A 17,718-nucleotide genomic window follows, 5' to 3' on the forward strand; every position below is an offset into this window, starting at 1 on the left:
TGAGTCAAGCAGCACGTCTGCGAGTTTCAGCATGAAACTCCCATGAAGCCAGCAAACCATGATCAAACGGCCGATATGACACGGCCATAGGCTCATAGCTCGGGTTTTTTCTATCGCCTCAACTGCCTGTAGGTCGGCTCTGCCGATTTACGCTAGCGCCCGTAACGAGCCACATAATCCTGGACAACAGTAAGGTCACTCACAATGGCAAGCGCCTCTTCCCTGACCTCCGGCGTTAGTTCGGTCAGATCCGGCACAACTATAACTCTCATTCCGGCTGCAAGAGCTGAGCTTGCGCCACTCGTCGAGTCCTCGAGAACAAGACAGAGTTCTGGTACTACGCCAATCCGCGATGACGCGACGAGGTAGGTCTCTGCATCAGGCGTTCCATGGACAACATCCTCACGAGTGACAATTGCATCGAAACGCTCAATGAGGGAAACATGACGAAGCTGATTTCTAGCTTCTTCCCACCCTGACGAAGTTACGATCGCTCTGGGAATATGTCTCGTATCCAGAAGGTCGAGCAGAGGGAGGACACCCTGCTTTATTCTTAGCCGACCTTCTTCAAGGTAATACTTCATGTACTGCGCCTGCAAGGCAAACAACTCTTCGGCTGGAAAATCCTCGCCGAAAGTTTCCCGCATTTTAGACGCATAGCGACCCTCAACAAGGCCAATCATATGTACGCAGAATGACCGGGACAGATTGTGACCCAGATCACGCCCTGCGCGCATTTGAGCTTCTATTGCCAGGGCACCACTATTGAGGAGCAGGCCATCCATATCAAAAATAACACCACGAACTGAAAGTTGTGGACTTGAGACCAGATGGCCGGGCAGGCTGTGGGCGGGCATAAATTCATCTCGTTATGTCTGGAGAAGCTGCCAGAACACCTTGGTCAACCATATCCCTCTCAGGGAGATATTTACCGGCATACACCCCGGCACCAGAGAACCCGGAGCGGAGGCGCTCATAGCATGAAAGCGTCTGCTTCCCTCTCTCTAACGATTATCACACGCGGCTGTTCACCAGCTCTCTTCACATCCTCGGCACCATACCCGCCCAAACGCTGATTACCTGACTTCACAGCACCACGCAGAGCGCATTTATCTGGGAGCAGTCTGATGATGGGCAGCTCGATACAGAACCCATTCCTCTACAATCCGCCCATAAGCGAGATGACAATACCCGACCTCACCTCCCTTTTCTTTTCTGATTTCCAATTGCCCACCCTGTTCCTTGCAGTAAACCGATGCCGGATTGGCAAGCATTAGAGCCTTTTCCTGCCCGGATTTGCTGCCACAGCCAGTCAGTCCGCTCGCTGTAACAAGCAGGAGCAAAAACGCTGGAAAAGGCCGTCTGGGGGCCAGATTCATGGGTCTATCCTTTTATTCTGTCACCTTGTTGGTGGACCATCTGAGAAAAAAAAGCGAGTGAAGGAAATCTTGATGCCCCCACACCACTAATCGAAACAAGCTTTTACAGCACGTTCTTCTTATAATAGAGCAAATGGCAAACCGGCTCATCGGGGTCGAGCTTGTCACATTGACCGCATCGAAACTTGCCGGGATTCCTGATGCTATTCTCTGGCCCAGTACGAAACTGTTGATGCCGGAGTTGTCTGAGACAAAATCTTTCTGCCTCACCTGAGCGTGTTCAAGAACACCGCATCGTGTTCGACCTCCCCCCTTTTACTCGACCCGATATCCCCGTTCAGTCATTTCTTTCAAGCTGCCCATAATGGGCTGTGCTTTTTACATGAGGAAGCGATCAAATGGATATGGGCCTGAAAAACAAGGTCGCCGTTGTTACAGGCGGCAGTGTCGGAATTGGCCTTGCGGTAGCCGAAGGGCTGGCGCGTGAAGGAGCTCATATCGTCATGGTGGCCCGCGACAAGGAGCGCCTTGCGACAGCAGCGCACAAGCTCGCAGAAACCCATGGTGTGCGCTGTCTGCCAGTCTCTGCCGATGTCGCAACGGCAGAGGGGGTCGATAGTGTCATTCGTCAGATCGAAGAAGCTTTCGGTGGTGCTGATATCCTTATCAACAATGCAGGTACCGGCTCGAACGAAACGATCATGGAAGCCCCCGATGACAAATGGCAGTTCTACTGGGAACTGCATGTCATGGCAGCCGTGCGTCTGGCACGCGGTCTCGTACCCGGCATGAAGAAACGCGGTGGGGGCGCAATCATTCATAATGCCTCCATCTGCGCCGTTCAGCCCCTGTGGTATGAGCCGATCTATAACGTCACCAAGGCTGCGCTGATGATGTTCTCCAAAACGCTGGCAACAGAAGTGATCAAGGACAATATCCGCGTCAACTGCGTCAATCCCGGGCTGATCCTGACACCGGACTGGGTAAAAACCGCCAAACAGCTTACCAGCGAGAGCGGCGGAGACTGGGAAGGCTATCTGCAATCGGTGGCAGATGAGCATGCTACGATCAAGCGGTTCGGCTCGCCGGAAGAACTGGCCAATTTCTTCGTTTTCCTGTGCTCCGACAAAGCCTCCTACAGCGTGGGCTCGTCGTATTTTGTTGATGGCGGCATGCTCAAGACGCTTTAACTCGGTGTGATGCGACCCAGAGCTTTCTGACCAGTTAATGCGTAGTCAGTCGCCCCCCATTCGCGGGGCGACAGTATTTCACCTGTCTCGGGCTCCTGGCCCGTAACAGGCTCCTAAGGAAAACCAATCGATGAGTGATACGAAACGCTTTGCAGGCAAGACAGCACTGGTCACAGGTGCTGCTGGCAATATTGGCCTCGCCGTTGCCCGGCGTCTCGCCAGGGAAGGCAGCCATGTAATTCTGCTCGACCTCGATCAGGCCAAGCTCGATGATGCTGCCAAGGGCTTTGCCGAGCATGGAGTAAAGGTGAAGACAGTCGTCTGCGACGTTACGAATTACAAAAGCGTGGAAGACGCAGTGGAATACGCCGAAAAAACGGTGGGACCGATTGACTTCCTCTTCAACAATGCCGGCTATCAGGGGGCCTTTGCCCCAATCCATGAATACCCGGCGGAAGATTTCCAGCGTGTGGTGGATATCGATCTCGTCGGCGCGTTTCACGTATTACGCGCCGTATCGCGTCGCATGGTCGACCGTCGCTCAGGCAGTATCGTCAACACCGCCAGCATGGCCGGATTACAGGGCCCGCCCAATATGGGTGCCTATGGCTCATCAAAATTCGGCGTGGTCGGCCTTACCCAGGTAGCTCGAAAGACCTCGCGCCACATAATATCCGGGTCAACGGCATTGCTCCCGCATTGATGGGGCCAGGCTTCATGTGGGATCGCCAGACAGAGCTCCAGGCGGCTACCAATACCCAGTATTTTTCAACTGATCCCGAAAAGGTGAAAATCGATATGGTCGCAGGTGTCCCGATGCGGCGCCTTGGCGATATCGAGGAAATTCCGGGAACGGTCGCGTTCCTGCTCAGTGAAGATTCAAGCTATATCACAGGCGTAACGCTGCCTATTTCCGGCGGTATCCTCTGATCCAGCTCCGAACTGCGTCCTCGCTCTTGCGAGGCGCAGCCTCTGAGAGTTCTTTTCGAAAATTGCGAGAAACTCTCTTCAGGCACGGATGATTTACACTTCTGCGTCGTCGACGATACTTCGGAACCAGCACGCAGAAAACAAAAATCACGATTATACTGATATAGTGAGTCTGTAATTTCTCACAATCAATCCTATGATGACTTTCATATATTCTGCAGAGAATAGCTGATTTACACCGTATTCAGCGATCTCATCAGGGAGAGCACCATTGAAGCTGACAATCCTTACGCTAGGCACCTTGCTTGTTGGTCTTGCCGCATCGCAAGCTCAGGCAGGGACAAATTGCGACAAGAAAATCCAGAACCTTGAATACCAGATTTCGATAGCCAGAAATTATAACAATACCCAGAGAATTACAGGGCTCGAGAGATCTCTGGATCAGGTCAAACTGAACTGCCAGCAGAACCAGTATTACTACGACAAACGCAAGACCAACCGTCAAAGAAATCGCCACCACGATCACCACGACCGCAACAGAGATAACTAGACGCGCTCCAACCCGGCAATGCTACAGAATGGCGGTCGGAAATTGCCCGCCATCTCTGCCAAAGACTCTCGATAAAAGACAGACTGCTACGCTCAGCCCTTGATTTCATGACAATTCAGCATTGCGCTGGCATCCGTCTCACTCGAGAAAAGTGCCTCATCGCTTCGGGTCCACCAGACATATTGGCCTGCGACATATTTTGCACCATCCGCAGCAACGACATTCGAGAAGATCTGGGTTTTCCCCTCGATCTGCAGCACAGCCAGGCTGATATCGCCGGCATTGACGTAACTGACCTTGACCACTTTTTCTGCCAGAACACCGCGCAGCTTGGCCGAGCTGGCGCCTTTTTTCGCCTTGCAGACATAGGATACATCCTGCCGCTGAATCTCGGTTGAAACGGAGAGAGGGACCGAGAGAGACGTTTCTTTCTCCGCGTATGCCGGAGAGATCATCATAACTGTCGTCAGAACAACTGCAGCGATCGTCAGCTTACTGATCATGTTCCACCCTTTTTCGTCAGTCAGTCGAGAATAAGGGCCTTCGCTCGACAGAACAACACGCTCATCCCGCCTCCATGATCTCAGCATAAGCAGGCAGCTTCTGTCGCGTCGCCTACCAACGGTTCTGGAAGAATTGGAAAAGCTTGATCAGCAACGGATGATACGCGTCGAAGTGATCTTCTTCTGTTTGACAGATCCGATACGTGCCGTTTGTGTGTGCCTTCTGGGACAAGGGGCAAACGACGACACGGAATATATTTTCAGGAAAATCATGGTGCTGCTAGCGAGGATTGAACTCGCGACCTCTCCCTTACCAAGGGAGTGCTCTACCACTGAGCTACAGCAGCAACTGGAGCGCTTCGTAGCTTCTCAGCCCGAAAGCTGCAAGCCCCGAAAGCGCTTTTTTATAAAAGAATCAGTCGTCGCGGTGAATTTTTTCCATACGCTCATGGCGCTCCTGCGCCTCAATCGACATGGTCGCAATAGGCCGGGCCTCGAGCCGCTTCAGGCCGATCGGCTCGCCTGTCTCCTCGCAATAGCCATAGGAGCCGTTTTCGATGCGCTGCAGTGCAAGATTGATCTTGCCGATCAGCTTGCGGGCACGATCCCGCGTGCGCAGTTCAAGCGCACGGTCGGTCTCCACGCTGGCACGGTCGGTAACATCGGCTTCATGAATTCCACCCTCCGACAGGCTGGCAAGCGTCAGGTTAGCCTCCTTGAGAAGGTCATTGCGCCAGCGAAGCAACTTCTGTCTGAAGAACTCCACATGAAGCGGATTCATGAACTCTTCTTCGTCAGAGGGCCGATAATCCGGTGGGAGCGTGATCATGCACGTCTGTCCTTAACGCAAGTCGCTTGGGCCGCACCGTTCTGCGTGCCTTATGGGTGGGAACAGGATCGAACCCGTATCATGGGCATAACGGCAGGCTGGTTTGGCGCGGCTTATAGCCGGGCACGCAACGTTCGCCAAGTCCGAATTAAAAAAACATCTGTTCTCGAATGACGAGAGATGGAAATACCTGAAATTATGACATTGAAATAAAATTGACACATAGATTTGGTGAACAAATTACTACTTCTCAAGCAATAATCTTTTTCCACACCTCAAAACAAATACGTCGCGGAAAAGAACGTGACCTCTGCAGAATCATTACTCCTCCTTTTCCCGTTCAACGTCTGCTGCTCGGCGGTCTACCCCTGTCGCCGCATTCCGCGAGATATTACAGTCTGCCGGAATAATCTGTTCCTGGTCAAAAAAGGAAGATTTCCTTTTCCTCAGTCCAGACTTTCGTAACGATCAAGACGCCATTCTTCCGGTTCCTGCGCTGCAAGGCGATACCATTCGCGCATGAGCGGATGGTTAAGCACGGCATGACAATAGGTGCTGGCGTCCTCTGAGAGAGTAACCCCATAAGAAGCAAAGCGTGATGCAACAGGCGCAAACATAATATCAGCATTGGTAAAAACGGTACCAAAGAGATAGGGACCAGAGCCACCAAAGCACTCACGCGTCTTGCACCAGAGACGATCAATCATGCCGATATCGCTCAATGCCTCGTCCGGCATTGTCGCGCGCGGTCTCCCTTCCCGCCCCAGATTCATGGGCAGAGCCTGCCTCAGGGCACGAAAGCCGGCATGCATTTCAGAGGCAACGCTGCGTGCTGTGGCACGGGCCATCCAATCCCTTGGCCAAAGCGACGGACTGATTTCAGCGCAATATTCGCAGATCGCCAGACTTTCCCAGATCCTTGCACCCTGATGCTCAAGGTACGGCACCAGGGCATTAGGCGAGATTTCATGGATTTCCCGGGTCTGGCCTGCACCACGCAGGGGGATCACCTGATCCTCAACCTCCAGACCGGCGCACCGTACAGCCAGCCAGCCACGAAGAGACCATGAGGAATAGCGGCGTGTACCAATGACGAGACGATCCAAGGCGGGGTTTTCCTCTCAGGAAAGAATGAAGCCCCCGCCGAGCACCCTGCTCCCCTGATAAAGTACGCAGGCCTGCCCCGGCGCTGGCATGGCAGGCTCATCCAACACTACCCTTGCCCCATCAGCAAGGGGATAGACCCAGGCCTCACGCGAGACCTCACGCGCTCTGATCTGCACGTGACAGCGAACACCATCAGATGAAGGCTCAATCAGCCAGTTCATGTCACGCAGCGCGAATTCGATCCGTCCGGCACTTTCCTTGGGGCCGACAATGATACGACGTGTTGAAGCGTCGATCCGTTTCACGATCTGGCGGCGCCCATCCTTGGTATGAATATCGCCAAGGCGCTTGCTCTGCCCGACTGTGTAGCGGGCAATGCCTTCATGCTGCCCCAGAATGCGCCCCGTCTCATCAACGATCTCACCCGCACCGTTGGTTTCGGGCCGCAGCTTCTCCACAACAGAGGCATAGGTACCCGAGGGTACAAAACAGATATCCTGACTGTCTGGCTTGGCTGCGATGGCGAGGCCAAACTCCTGTGCCTTCTGGCGAACGGCATCCTTGTTGGGCATATCACCCAGCGGAAAACGCAGGTAATCAAGCTGGTCCTGGGTGGTCGCGAACAGAAACCATGACTGGTCACGCGACAGATCAGCGGGGCGATGCAATTCAGCCCGCCCCTCACCCTCGACACGACGTACGTAATGGCCGGTCGCCATCGCCTCGCATCCCAGATCGCGGGCCATGCTGAGCAGGTCGGTAAATTTTACTCCCTGATTGCAGGCAACACAGGGTACAGGGGTCTCTCCACGCGCATAGCTGTCGGCAAAACTCGCCATCACACTGCTGCGGAAGCGCTCTTCTGCATCAATAACGTAATGCGGAATATCCAAACGATCCGCTACGGCCCGGGCATCAAGAATATCACGCCCGGCACAGCATGCTCCCGGTTTGGAAACAGCCTGTCCGTGATCATAAAGCTGAAGCGTGGCACCAATGACCTCATGCCCTTCCTGTTTCAGGGTCGCGGCCACAACGGAACTGTCCACGCCTCCCGACATGGCAACTAGGATACGCATGAGATCTCTCTATGGTCTGAAAATGGGGAGAGCTCCGAAGCAAAACGCCCCGGAGTTCAGGATGATTTGGGTAAACGCACCACTAGGCCGTCCAGCGCTTCCGTCATAACGATCTGACAGCCCAGACGGGAAGTCTTTTCGAGACCAAAAGCCAGATCAAGCATGTCTTCTTCGTCATCCGTCGGTGCTGAGAGCTTGTCAGCCCATGCCGGGTCAACCACCACATGGCAGGTGGCGCAAGCCAGCGAACCCTCGCAGGCACCTTCGAGTTCGATATCGTGCTTATGCGCGATTTCGAGCACGGAAAGGCCGATCGGAGCGTCGACTTCCTTTCGGGTGCCATCCTGCTCGACAAAAATCATATGAGGCATGTTCTTGTTACCCTGGTTCTTCGTTACGAGGCACTACGGGCCTCGCGTGCCGCCACCCCGAACCGGTCGAGGGCCTGCACGATCTCGGGCGTGGAGGTAAAGCGTCCGACCGACAGACGCAAGCATCGTGCGGCCTCTTTTGCATCCAGTCCCATCGCGGTCAGCACATAAGAAGGGGTGATCGCAGCAGAGGTACAGGCCGAACCAGTCGAAACAGCGACATCCGGCATGGCATCCATAAGTGCGCGAGCTTCATAGCCGGGCGGAAACATGAGATTGAGTGCACCAGGAAGACGTTCTGCATCTGCACCATTAACGACAAGGCCGGGAAACAGTGTCTCAAGCCCAGCAAGAATCTGCTCTCTCAGCTTTTCGATACGGCATGTTTCCTCTGGCAACCAGCTCCGGGCAAGACGCGCCGCCTCACCAAAACCGACGACAAGAGGCGTTGGCAATGTGCCCGAGCGCAGTCCCCTCTCCTGCCCGCCCCCGGAAAAAAGAGGATGCAACCTTACGCGCGGCCGATGCCTGACATAGAGGGCACCGACGCCTTTCGGCCCGTAAAACTTATGCGCAGATAACGACATAAGGTCGATATTGGCACAAGTCAGTGCTTTTTTTCCCGCTGCCTGCGCTGCGTCGGTATGAAAAAGCGCCCCGGCCTGCCTCGAAAGCGACGACAGGACACCAATGTCCTGTATCACTCCGGTCTCGTTGTTGGCAGTCATGATGCTGACAAGCGCGGTAGGCACTTTCAGCGCTTGCTCAAGCACATCAGAATCAACCAGACCAGATCGGGATACCGGCAGGATGACCGGCTCGAAACCTTCTGAAGCAAGATCGCGCACGGATTCGAGGACGCATTTATGTTCGGTAGCGACCGTAATCACCCGACGGCGATCGCCCCCCAGACGGGCGATATGACGCGCGGCGCCCTTTATGGCGAGGTTGTTTGCCTCGGTTGCACCGGAGGTGAAAATGATCTCTCGCGACGTCGCCCCTATCAGACCGGCAATATCGTCACGTGCCTTCTCAACAGCCCGGGAAGCTACGGCTCCCGCCTCATGCCCTTCACTATGAGGGTTGCCATAATGCTCGCTGAACCAGGGCAGCATGGCCGATACCACCTCGGGATCGCAACGCGTCGTTGCCTGATTATCGAGATAGATCATGCTGTTTTCTTTCCAAGGCGGCGCGCCATATCAACATAGGCACCGACAAACCCTTCCACCTGACTCTCTGTGATATTCCAGGGCAGGGAAACTCTGATGGCGCAGGCGGCATCGTCTTCCAGCCCCATGGCCTGAAGCACATGAGAAGCCGACACCTTGCCTGACGAACAGGCCGAACCGGTCGAGACCGCATAGCCTGCAAGATCCAGCATCATGAGCTGCGTCTGGGCCGAGATACCCGGGAGGATCAGCGAAGTCGTATTGGGCAGACGCGGGCATTTCCTGTCTCCCGTGATACGGGCACCACAGGAAAGGGCGGTCATGTCTATCTGATCACGCAAGGAAGCAATGAGGGACCAGTCCTGTTCCATCGCCAGACCGAAAGCCGCAGCCATCGAAACAATGGCAGGCAGAGCCGGTGTGCCTCCACGACGCCCCCGCTCCTGACCGCCACCACGCAACATGGGCGATACATGTCCTTCAGCACCCAGAATCAGAGCCCCGGCTCCCTTGATCCCTCCAGCCTTGTGACCAGAAACCGCGAGACTGGTCAGCCCCGCGACCGAAAGTCTTTTGTCCCCCGCAAGCTGACGCCCTGCCACCTGCACAGCATCAACATGAAGCAGGGCGCCATACTGCCTGCAAAGAGTGCCGATAGCTTCGAGCGGATGCAGGATACCTGTCTCATTATTGGCCGCCATTGCACAGACAAGGGCGCCCCCCTCACGCTGAAGGGCCGCTTCAAGCGCCTGAAGGCACAAGCTGCCATCAGGAAGAACCGGCACAATCTCATGATCGGGCGACGCCATACGCACCGCATCATGCTCGGTTGCGCCGATCAGCAGGCGTCGTTCCTGACCAAAAGCATGGATGGCCAGGGCATTGGCTTCTGTGCCCCCTGAAGTAAATACCACCTGTTCAGGCCCGGCTGCCAGATACGACCGATTGCCTCCCGGGCTGCCTCAAGCACACGACGCGCCTCGCGGCCCGGCCCGTGAACCGATGACGGATTACCTGCCAGACGGGCAGAATCAAGCATGGCAGCGATGGCGCCATCACGCAGAATTTCAGTAGCATTCGCGTCAAGATAAACGGTCATGGACCTATAGATCGGGTTGCGTTGAGCAAGTGCAAGTCAAAACCTCACGGAGGTGAAATCGCTCCGATTGACGATTTCTGTGGAATTTTACCCTTTAGCCTCGTTATACACTGCGCCAATGATGACGTGACGGTCGTTTTTGCTGGTCGGGCTTACCCCCGGAAGCAGACGATGTCGCGTCAGGGGATGTCGGCCTGATATCCTCTCACCGTCGAGGAGCTTGTCCATGTGCGTTTCAACGCCAGTCGAATCCTTTTGTGGTTTCTACCCTCGACCAGCCGCTCGTCCGATAACCGGTCGCATAATACAGCAGGGCTGACATCTCCACGCCGTTCATCATGAACCATTTCGCACCGGGCCCGTGCCCTTCATTGGGCATGTCCCATGCGGTCAGGTTCCGTTCCCACAATAAAAACACCTTCCTTCAGCCGCATTCACATGCTGGCTGAGGGTCAATTCGGAAGCATTTTGATGCCTGAAGTCATGTTCGCCGGCCCAGACGGCCGGTTGGAGGGTCGCTACCACCATTCTGACGAGCCGAATGCGCCGCTCGCTCTGGTTCTGCATCCACATCCGCTTCACGGCGGTACCATGAACAACCGCATCACCTACACGATGTATCGGTCGTTCGAGAAAATGGGTTTTTCGGTCATGCGCTACAACTCGCGCGGCGTTGGCCGTTCGCAGGGGCGTTATGATGGCGGGATTGGAGAAATCTCGGATGCTGCTGCCGCACTCGACTGGATGCAGATGGTTAATCCCAATTCCAGCGAGCTCTGGATTGCAGGGTATTCCTTCGGCGCCTTTGTCGGCATGCAGCTTCTGATGCGCCGTCCAGAAATCAGTGGCTGGATCAGTGTAGCCCCCCCGGCCAATGACTACGATTTTGGTTTTCTTGCCCCCTGCCCCTGTGGTGGTCTGATGATTGCCGGCGACAAGGATGACATGGCTCCAGAGCCAGGCATTCGCAAGCTGGTGGACAAGCTGAACACACAGAAGAATGTCGAAGTCGATTATCGCATTTTTGAAGGCGCGAACCACATCTTTGCAAGCGAAGCAGAGAAAGTCGCTTCCGCCCTTGAAGATCATGTGACCGTCATGCGCAATCGCCGCGTTCTAGCCATTGCCGCAGACTGATCTGCGCGAGCTGACGCAGGCCCAGACAAAGGCGGAGAGGTCTTCTCCGCCTTTTTTTATTGCACCTTAACGGGGGTTTCTCACGACAGCGGTCGGCTTGGCGCTGTTTTCATGCTACGACCCCTGCTCCAAACCGACTGATAGTGGATAGACCGATATGGCAGAGCACGCGCTGAAAAGTCCTTTTCTGAAAGAGGCTTACGCTCGGGGCTATATTTTCCAGTGCACTGACCTGGCTGCGCTTGATGACGCCATGTGCGCAGGGCCGGTAACCGGTTATATCGGCTTCGACCCGACAGCAGATTCACTGCATGTCGGCAATGCCTTGTCTATCATGATGCTGCGCCTGTTGCAGAAGCATGGCCATCGCCCGATTGCCCTGATGGGCGGCGGTACGGCGAAGATTGGCGACCCGTCCTTTCGTGACGAAGCACGCGCCTGATGAGCCCCGAGAAACTTGCACATAATCTCGCTGGCATCGAAGTCAGCCTGCGCCAGTTCCTGAATTTCGGTGCGGGAACAAGTGATGCCATGCTTGTCAACAATGCAGACTGGCTTGATCGCCTTTCCTATATCGAGCTGCTGCAGGATGTCGGGGTCCATTTCTCGATCAGTCGCATGCTGTCTTTCGAGAGCGTAAAACAGCGTCTTGATCGTGAGCAGGGTCTGACCTTTCTCGAATTCAACTATTCCATTCTGCAATCCTATGACTTCCGTGAACTGAATCGCCGTCATGGGGCCGTGTTGCAGATGGGTGGCTCGGATCAGTGGGGCAATATCGTGGCCGGAATCGATCTGGCGCGACGCACGGATTCCAGACAGGTCTTCGGCCTGACAACTCCCCTCGTGACGACCTCTTCCGGCGCCAAAATGGGGAAATCGGCCAATGGAGCCACTTGGGTCAGCGCCAAGAAATTCCCGATATTCGAATACTGGCAGTTCTGGCGTAATACCGAAGATGCCGATGTCGGACGTTTCCTCAAATTCTTTACCGATCTGCCGGTTGAGGAATGCGAACGCCTCGGGACACTCGAAGGGGCTGCCATCAACGAAGCAAAAAAAATCCTGGCCACCGAGGCGACCGCCATCTGCCATGGACGGGAGGCGGCTGAAGCTGCTGCGGAAACAGCCAGACAGGCTTTCGAGACAGGCAGTCTGGCCATCGATCTCCCTTCTCGCGATCTCCCCAAAGCCGAGCTTGAAGCCGGCATTCCGGCTTTCAGACTATTCGGTGAATCCGGTCTCGTCACAACCAACAGCGAAGCCCGCCGTCTGATCCGTGGCGGTGGGGCACGACTTAATGACACGCAGGTCAATGATGAAAACCTGATTGTCACGATGGATGATCTGGTTGAAGGCGTGCTCAAACTCTCTTCCGGCAAAAAACGCCATTTGCTCATACGTCCGGTCTGATCTCTGGAGAGATCGGATCAACAGAGCAGCATGACCTTGCACTGCTTCAGCATCTGTCAGCAGTATCTCGCTTAAATTTCATGTAATTCCCTGTCATGAATAAGGCGTGATACTGCACACTATTTGCAGATCGTAATCTCCTCCATGGTCACCGACAGAAAACGGCGATCACAGGAAACGGAAATGGTTACCTTTTGCAAAATATTACCTTGCCCGCGTTGTACTCCGATTGATCCAGGCGGATTGGCCTTTGCCACAGCCCTGGAGATACACGACCATGTGCTGCGTCTGCCTGGTCGACCAGTCTGCGATGTGGAGGTCTTCACATGAGCTGCATCCATGACACGACACGTCTGGCGCTCACGCGGCGTCTCAGCTTTGGTATCTATCTTCTGCTTTATCCCCTGCCATGGCTTTCAAACGGCACAACGCCAGGCGCTGTTAGTGCCTTTCTGGCCGGAGCCGTTCTCTTTCTCATACTGCCATTCCTGCCAGGACATTTTGCGCTGACCGTGGGGCTGAGGGCCGGGATCTACGCAATGATCGGGGTCGCTCTCATTCCCTTCAGGGGATATTGGGATGTTTTCTTTATTTCGGCAGCCGCAACTTGCGGAGCCATTGCGTCTCCTGTGCCTAGAGTTGTGACCCTGGTTGCAATTCTCGTCCCTTACTGTTTTCTGAGCTGGTTCCTGGGTAACAATGCGCTCGGCAGTCTGATCACTCTCGTTGTGGCGCTGGGTGTTTTTGCCACCACCAAACTTTCAGCAGACCTATACAAACAGAATAACGCTCTGGAAGCTGCACAGGAAGAAATCAGAACCCTGACACTCATGACCGAACGCGAGCGTTTTGCGCGCGATCTGCATGATACGCTCGGCCACTCCCTCACACTCATCGCACTGAAATCCGAGCTCGCTCTTCGTCATCTGCCGGATAATCCCGAAAAAGCAGCTAGTGAACTACGTGAAATCGGCGAGAAATCGCGCCAGGCTCTAGCCGAGACCCGGCTTGCCGTTTCAGGCATCCGCCTGACAAGTCTCAGACAGGAACTTGCAGATGGTCGTCTCACATTTGAGACAGCCGGAATCAGGTTCAGGCTTTTTGGTAACCTAACGATAATACCCCCTGGGTCGGAAGATGTTCTGGTCATGGTACTACGCGAGGCGCTGACCAATATCCTGCGCCACGCTCGGGCGGAACTCTGCACCATACGCTTCAGTCGCAATGCGCAGGATCAGGTGCTGATTGAGATCAGCGACCACCACGTTCCTCCTGAGAACAGCGAAAATCCATTTTCATTCCGAGAGGGAAATGGTATTAAAGGCATGCGTGCACGTCTTGCCGGGCTTGACGGCCACCTCACCATCGAACGTCGTCGTGACGGGACTACCCTTCTCATCACCTTTGGGAATGATCAATGAGACAGAAGCTGCGGCTCGTTCTGGCAGAAGACCAGGTCATGCTTCTGGACGCTTTCGCCACCCTGCTCTCATTGGAACCTGATTTCGAAATTGTGGGAAAAGCCGGTAACGGACGCAAGGCTCTGGAACTGGTACAGGCTCACCGCCCGGATATTCTTCTGACCGATATCGAAATGCCCGAACTCGGAGGGATAGAACTCGCCGAAACGCTACAGGCTACCAAGGCTCACACAGTCGTTGTCATTATTACGACGTTTACACGCGCTGGCTATATGAAGCGGGCGCTCAATGCCGGAGTCAGGGGCTATCTGCTGAAAGACGCCCCTTTCTCCCAGCTTTCGGGAGCCCTGCGTCAGGTTGGGCGCGGAGGACGCGCCATAGATCCCACACTCGCGCAACAGGTCTGGAATGCAACTCATGACCCGCTCAATTCACGCGACCGGGCCATTCTTCGGCTGGTGGAGTCCGGACGCTCCGGGGAGGAGATTGCAACAATTTTCCATCTCTCACCCGGAACAGTGCGCAATTGTTTCTCGGATATTATCCAGAAAATAGGCGCTAGGAACCGGGTCGAGGCCAGCCGGATCGCACGTCAGAATGGCTGGCTCTGATCAACCCAGAATTTCAACAACACGTTTCAGCACATCTTTCTGGTCATAGAGAGCCAGGGCACGTTCACGTGCTGCCACGCCCATTGCCTGACGCATACCCGGATTTCTGACGAGCTCCGTAAGGGCACCGGCCAGAGGTACGGCCAGACCCGGGGGTACAAGCAGTCCTGTTTCACCCGGTACAACCTGCTCGGCAGGGCCACGGATGTTGGTTGCCACCACAGGGAGACCGGTCAGCATGGCCTCGATTACCGACATTGGCAGGCCCTCGAAATGGCTCGGCAGGGTAAAGATATCCGCTGCTGCCAGAAGACGCGGCGTATCCTCACGATAACCAAGCAACAGCAGACGAGGCCCCAGAATCTCGGTCGCGCGCGCGAATTCCTGTGCCATTACATCGCCATGGTCGGAAGGCAGACGGTCTCCGACAATCAGCAGAACCGCCTCAGGCACATTTTCCATGGCACGTAATAACTCAGGGTATCCCTTGTGCCTGACGATACGCGATACTGCGATAATGACGACCTGATCATCGGTCAGACCCAGCTCCTTGCGCACGAACGAGCGCAGCGCGGGAGCAGGTTTGTACTGGTCAGGGTCGCGCCCGTTGCCTATGCCGCGGGCGGCGTGATGGATATGCAATCGTCGTGCATCCTGCGCCTCCGCCCGGGAAACTGTCATATAACGATCCGTGATCTGACCCGCCCCCCATTCAAGCAGAAAGGACAGGACGCGCCGTTTCAGCGAACCGGGCTGATTGAACAGGAAACCGTGGCAGGTATAGGCAATACACGGAACGCCACACCACCACCCTGCCACACGCGCCAGGAAACCGCTGATTGGCATATGACCATGCACCAGATCAGGCCGTGTCTGCCGGATCAGCCTGACGAGCGCCCTGAACGCCCGGATCTGGGCGATCGGAGAAAAGGAACGTGCCATGGGCAGCGCATGCACGACAAATCCGTCTTCACGAAGCACCGCCAGATGCGGCCCTTCCGCGCATCCTCCCTCGACATGATGTCCCGCCTCACGCAGCGCCTGCATAAGGGGATGCAGAAATTGCCTCATGGCAAAATCCACATTGGTAATTTCGAGAATATGTTTGCTACCGGGTGCCTCCTTACCCGACACCCCTTTTGATCGGCGCCAGATCATTCAGGCACTCGCTCCATGACCCATTGCACGACCTGCCTGGCAGGCAGACAGCCGGGTCTGGGAGGAGGGTCAGACACTATAACAGACCCGTCATCAGCAGACGAAGGAACCTCATCACCTGCAGGACTGGAATGAGACGCCTCATCAGAAGTCTCTCCCCCTGGTTCAGTCTCAGCAACTGACAGAGGAGTCTCTTCCACGGGAAGAACATTGTCAGGCACAGCAGGACGAATCACAATCTGGGAACTTGCTACCGGCTTTTCGCCGCCGACATAAACGCTACGCTCAAGAGAAAGGGTGCCCCCCTCCTGGCGAAAACGCCAGATCATCCCACCGGCATGCATCAGAACCTCATCACCATCAGGCGCCAGTTCGGCCTGAACCGATGGATGAAGATGGAAACGCAGCGCAAAGGCGACACGTCTCTCTCCATCAATACATTCCTCACCACGCAAATCCTCGCCAACCGGACCAAGATAGAGCCGACGACGCCAGTTCACTCCAAAGCCGGGATACCAGCCGTCATGCTGGCCATCGAGCCAATGCGCGCCATCCTGGGTCTGATGGTTGAATGTTACATGAGCCGGACGACGCAGGATGGCCCCGTCCCTGCTGAAATCGCAACAGGATGTTCCCTCGATTACCAGAGAGGAATGCGCCGCGGTTTCGCGCAGGGCCTTCTTCCACTGCCCCGTCGAGGCCGAACCGCAATTGACAAAGAGGCGCTGCCTGCCATGCGAGAACTCCAGAGCAAGCGGTGCCGCATGAGCATTTGTATCATAGGGAGCCGAAGCAGGTAGCGCTCCATCGACAAAAAGGAGTGCCTTACCCGCGGCAATACGCCAAAAACCGCCATCAGGCATCGAGGGAGCAAGCAGACGCTGACGGGCCCCATACTGGATAATCCGGTCTATCTGCCGGTCATCCTGCTCCTTGCTGCCGTGAAACAGCGCCAGACTGCCATCGCCATGACGGAGAGCACGCAAAACCGGACAGATTCGCGCCAGGGCATTCTGTACTTTCTCTGATGGAGAAAGCTGCGCCATACGCATGAAAACGCTTATTTCAGCCAGTTCACGAGCGGCTTCCATCTGAGCCTGCGGACTCCGTTCACGCAAAGTACCGTCAGGCAGGATCAGACGATCCAGCTCCTGCTCCGTGTAACGATAGAAACGTTGCAGAAAACCCGTCTGGGACGGTATCGCGACAGCAACGGCAAGCAGCCCCTTGAGAGCAGCAAGATTGCTCCACCCCTGTTCGGGCAGAGGCAGCATGACAGAAATCAGTCGCCCTTCAACCAGAAGACGATCCATGACTCTCTGACGGAAGGCTCCACTCGCCGAGGCTGCAAAAAAATCGAAGTGACCCAGCCAGGAGGCCAGCCTTGCCCCTGTAGCAGGAGCATTCAGCACGAGAGGGTCTATAGGAGGCTGATCGATCCAGCTTCCAACGATCGAGCGGGCATAGAGCCGGGCCTCGTCACTGCCAAGCGCACGCAGATCACGCAACCAGGTAAAACCCTGCAACCACTCGCGCATTTCTGGCGCAAGATCCGCATATTCCCAGTCATGTGCACGCAGCGGAATACTGTGCCCTTCGAAACGGGCAGTGCCACCAACAAGCAACGCACCATGATCGGGATTACCCGGCCAGATATCGCGTATCGCATGAACGGGACGATCAGGCGCTCGGGCAATACCCGGCACGCTCGATGGAAGTCGGGCTAATGAAAGACGAGCTTCACGCGCCCAGCGTCCGAACATGCCCGT

Annotated in this window: 15 protein-coding genes, 1 tRNA gene and 3 pseudogenes; 7 read left to right on the top strand and 12 right to left on the bottom strand. The window is 55.4% G+C overall.

Annotated elements, in window-relative coordinates; all coding sequences use genetic code 11:
- Positions 1–152 precede the first annotated feature (152 nt).
- Together JCM25354_RS00280 and JCM25354_RS00285 are read right to left on the bottom strand one after the other, a co-directional pair.
- Positions 153–857: an HAD family hydrolase gene (locus tag JCM25354_RS00280; protein ID WP_025884523.1), complete on the bottom strand. Its 705-nt coding sequence runs from the start codon at positions 855–857 to the stop codon at positions 153–155.
- 252 nt (positions 858–1,109) lie between these two features.
- Positions 1,110–1,379 (bottom strand): putative hemolysin, encoded by a 270-nt coding sequence (locus tag JCM25354_RS00285; RefSeq protein WP_025884524.1) that lies wholly within the window; start codon positions 1,377–1,379, stop codon positions 1,110–1,112.
- Between the two features lie 398 nt (positions 1,380–1,777).
- Here JCM25354_RS00285 and JCM25354_RS00290 point away from each other — a divergent pair, with 398 nt between their 5' ends.
- From JCM25354_RS00290 to JCM25354_RS20465, 3 genes and pseudogenes are all read left to right on the top strand, one after another.
- Complete coding sequence (locus JCM25354_RS00290) at positions 1,778–2,569, top strand: SDR family NAD(P)-dependent oxidoreductase (protein ID WP_025884525.1); 792 nt, start codon at positions 1,778–1,780, stop codon at positions 2,567–2,569.
- A 130-nt stretch (positions 2,570–2,699) separates the two neighbouring features.
- Positions 2,700–3,499: pseudogene (locus tag JCM25354_RS15500) on the top strand (SDR family NAD(P)-dependent oxidoreductase).
- Between the two features lie 271 nt (positions 3,500–3,770).
- Positions 3,771–4,049, top strand: coding sequence for a DUF1090 family protein (locus JCM25354_RS20465; protein ID WP_159103420.1), 279 nt, complete (start codon positions 3,771–3,773; stop codon positions 4,047–4,049).
- Between the two features lie 92 nt (positions 4,050–4,141).
- On the opposite strand, the gene JCM25354_RS00305 is transcribed toward JCM25354_RS20465, so the two are convergent.
- From JCM25354_RS00305 to JCM25354_RS15505, 8 genes and pseudogenes are all read right to left on the bottom strand, one after another.
- Complete coding sequence (locus JCM25354_RS00305) at positions 4,142–4,639, bottom strand: MliC family protein (protein ID WP_051537111.1); 498 nt, start codon at positions 4,637–4,639, stop codon at positions 4,142–4,144.
- Between the two features lie 185 nt (positions 4,640–4,824).
- Positions 4,825–4,899: transfer RNA gene (locus JCM25354_RS00310), tRNA-Thr, on the bottom strand.
- Positions 4,900–4,967: 68 nt separating this feature from the next.
- On the bottom strand, positions 4,968–5,381 hold the full coding sequence (gene dksA / locus JCM25354_RS00315; protein ID WP_025884528.1) for an RNA polymerase-binding protein DksA: 414 nt from the start codon (positions 5,379–5,381) through the stop codon (positions 4,968–4,970).
- Between the two features lie 446 nt (positions 5,382–5,827).
- Positions 5,828–6,487: a glutathione S-transferase family protein gene (locus JCM25354_RS00320; protein WP_025884529.1), complete on the bottom strand. Its 660-nt coding sequence runs from the start codon at positions 6,485–6,487 to the stop codon at positions 5,828–5,830.
- Between the two features lie 15 nt (positions 6,488–6,502).
- Entirely contained in the window at positions 6,503–7,567 is a 1,065-nt protein-coding gene (mnmA, locus tag JCM25354_RS00325) for a tRNA 2-thiouridine(34) synthase MnmA (protein ID WP_025884530.1), read from the bottom strand.
- Positions 7,568–7,623: 56 nt separating this feature from the next.
- Entirely contained in the window at positions 7,624–7,938 is a 315-nt protein-coding gene (locus tag JCM25354_RS00330; RefSeq protein WP_025884531.1) for a ferredoxin family 2Fe-2S iron-sulfur cluster binding protein, read from the bottom strand.
- Positions 7,939–7,961: 23 nt separating this feature from the next.
- Complete coding sequence (locus JCM25354_RS00335) at positions 7,962–9,110, bottom strand: cysteine desulfurase family protein (protein WP_025884532.1); 1,149 nt, start codon at positions 9,108–9,110, stop codon at positions 7,962–7,964.
- Positions 9,107–10,209 (bottom strand): annotated as a pseudogene (locus JCM25354_RS15505) (cysteine desulfurase family protein). The gene JCM25354_RS00335 and the pseudogene JCM25354_RS15505 overlap by 4 nt, the downstream one beginning before the upstream one ends.
- 471 nt (positions 10,210–10,680) lie before the next feature.
- Between JCM25354_RS15505 and JCM25354_RS00350 the strand changes: the two are divergent.
- The 4 genes and pseudogenes from JCM25354_RS00350 (at position 10,681) to JCM25354_RS00365 (ending at position 14,791) form a co-directional block, all read left to right on the top strand.
- Positions 10,681–11,346 carry an alpha/beta hydrolase gene (locus tag JCM25354_RS00350; RefSeq protein ID WP_025841477.1) on the top strand — a complete coding sequence of 222 codons (666 nt, stop codon included), beginning with the start codon at positions 10,681–10,683 and terminating at the stop codon, positions 11,344–11,346.
- 157 nt (positions 11,347–11,503) lie between these two features.
- Positions 11,504–12,759: pseudogene (gene tyrS / locus JCM25354_RS15510) on the top strand (tyrosine--tRNA ligase).
- Between the two features lie 326 nt (positions 12,760–13,085).
- Positions 13,086–14,180: a sensor histidine kinase gene (locus JCM25354_RS19580; protein WP_025884533.1), complete on the top strand. Its 1,095-nt coding sequence runs from the start codon at positions 13,086–13,088 to the stop codon at positions 14,178–14,180.
- Positions 14,177–14,791: a response regulator transcription factor gene (locus tag JCM25354_RS00365; protein ID WP_035446531.1), complete on the top strand. Its 615-nt coding sequence runs from the start codon at positions 14,177–14,179 to the stop codon at positions 14,789–14,791. The genes JCM25354_RS19580 and JCM25354_RS00365 overlap by 4 nt, the downstream gene beginning before the upstream one ends.
- Here JCM25354_RS00365 and JCM25354_RS00370 read toward each other — a convergent pair whose 3' ends face one another.
- Entirely contained in the window at positions 14,792–15,949 is a 1,158-nt protein-coding gene (locus JCM25354_RS00370; protein WP_051537114.1) for a glycosyltransferase family 4 protein, read from the bottom strand.
- Entirely contained in the window at positions 15,946–17,712 is a 1,767-nt protein-coding gene (locus JCM25354_RS00375) for a heparinase II/III family protein (RefSeq protein ID WP_025884536.1), read from the bottom strand. Before JCM25354_RS00375 ends, JCM25354_RS00370 begins: the two co-directional genes overlap by 4 nt.
- Between the last annotated feature and the right edge of the window lie 6 nt (positions 17,713–17,718).

The organism is Asaia prunellae JCM 25354, from assembly GCF_000613885.1.
GTDB lineage: Bacteria > Pseudomonadota > Alphaproteobacteria > Acetobacterales > Acetobacteraceae > Asaia > Asaia prunellae.

Bases quoted from the DNA above. Each gene is read 5' to 3' on its own strand.
- JCM25354_RS00280 (WP_025884523.1), bottom strand. From the start codon at position 857: ATGCCCGCCCACAGCCTGCCCGGCCATCTGGTCTCAAGTCCACAACTT.
- JCM25354_RS00285 (WP_025884524.1), bottom strand. From the start codon at position 1,379: ATGAATCTGGCCCCCAGACGGCCTTTTCCAGCGTTTTTGCTCCTGCTT.
- JCM25354_RS00290 (WP_025884525.1), top strand. From the start codon at position 1,778: ATGGATATGGGCCTGAAAAACAAGGTCGCCGTTGTTACAGGCGGCAGT.
- JCM25354_RS00305 (WP_051537111.1), bottom strand. From the start codon at position 4,639: ATGCTGAGATCATGGAGGCGGGATGAGCGTGTTGTTCTGTCGAGCGAA.
- dksA (WP_025884528.1), bottom strand. From the start codon at position 5,381: ATGATCACGCTCCCACCGGATTATCGGCCCTCTGACGAAGAAGAGTTC.
- mnmA (WP_025884530.1), bottom strand. From the start codon at position 7,567: ATGCGTATCCTAGTTGCCATGTCGGGAGGCGTGGACAGTTCCGTTGTG.
- JCM25354_RS00330 (WP_025884531.1), bottom strand. From the start codon at position 7,938: ATGCCTCATATGATTTTTGTCGAGCAGGATGGCACCCGAAAGGAAGTC.
- JCM25354_RS00335 (WP_025884532.1), bottom strand. From the start codon at position 9,110: ATGATCTATCTCGATAATCAGGCAACGACGCGTTGCGATCCCGAGGTG.
- JCM25354_RS00350 (WP_025841477.1), top strand. From the start codon at position 10,681: ATGCCTGAAGTCATGTTCGCCGGCCCAGACGGCCGGTTGGAGGGTCGC.
- JCM25354_RS19580 (WP_025884533.1), top strand. From the start codon at position 13,086: ATGAGCTGCATCCATGACACGACACGTCTGGCGCTCACGCGGCGTCTC.
- JCM25354_RS00365 (WP_035446531.1), top strand. From the start codon at position 14,177: ATGAGACAGAAGCTGCGGCTCGTTCTGGCAGAAGACCAGGTCATGCTT.
- JCM25354_RS00370 (WP_051537114.1), bottom strand. From the start codon at position 15,949: ATGATCTGGCGCCGATCAAAAGGGGTGTCGGGTAAGGAGGCACCCGGT.
- JCM25354_RS00375 (WP_025884536.1), bottom strand. From the start codon at position 17,712: ATGTTCGGACGCTGGGCGCGTGAAGCTCGTCTTTCATTAGCCCGACTT.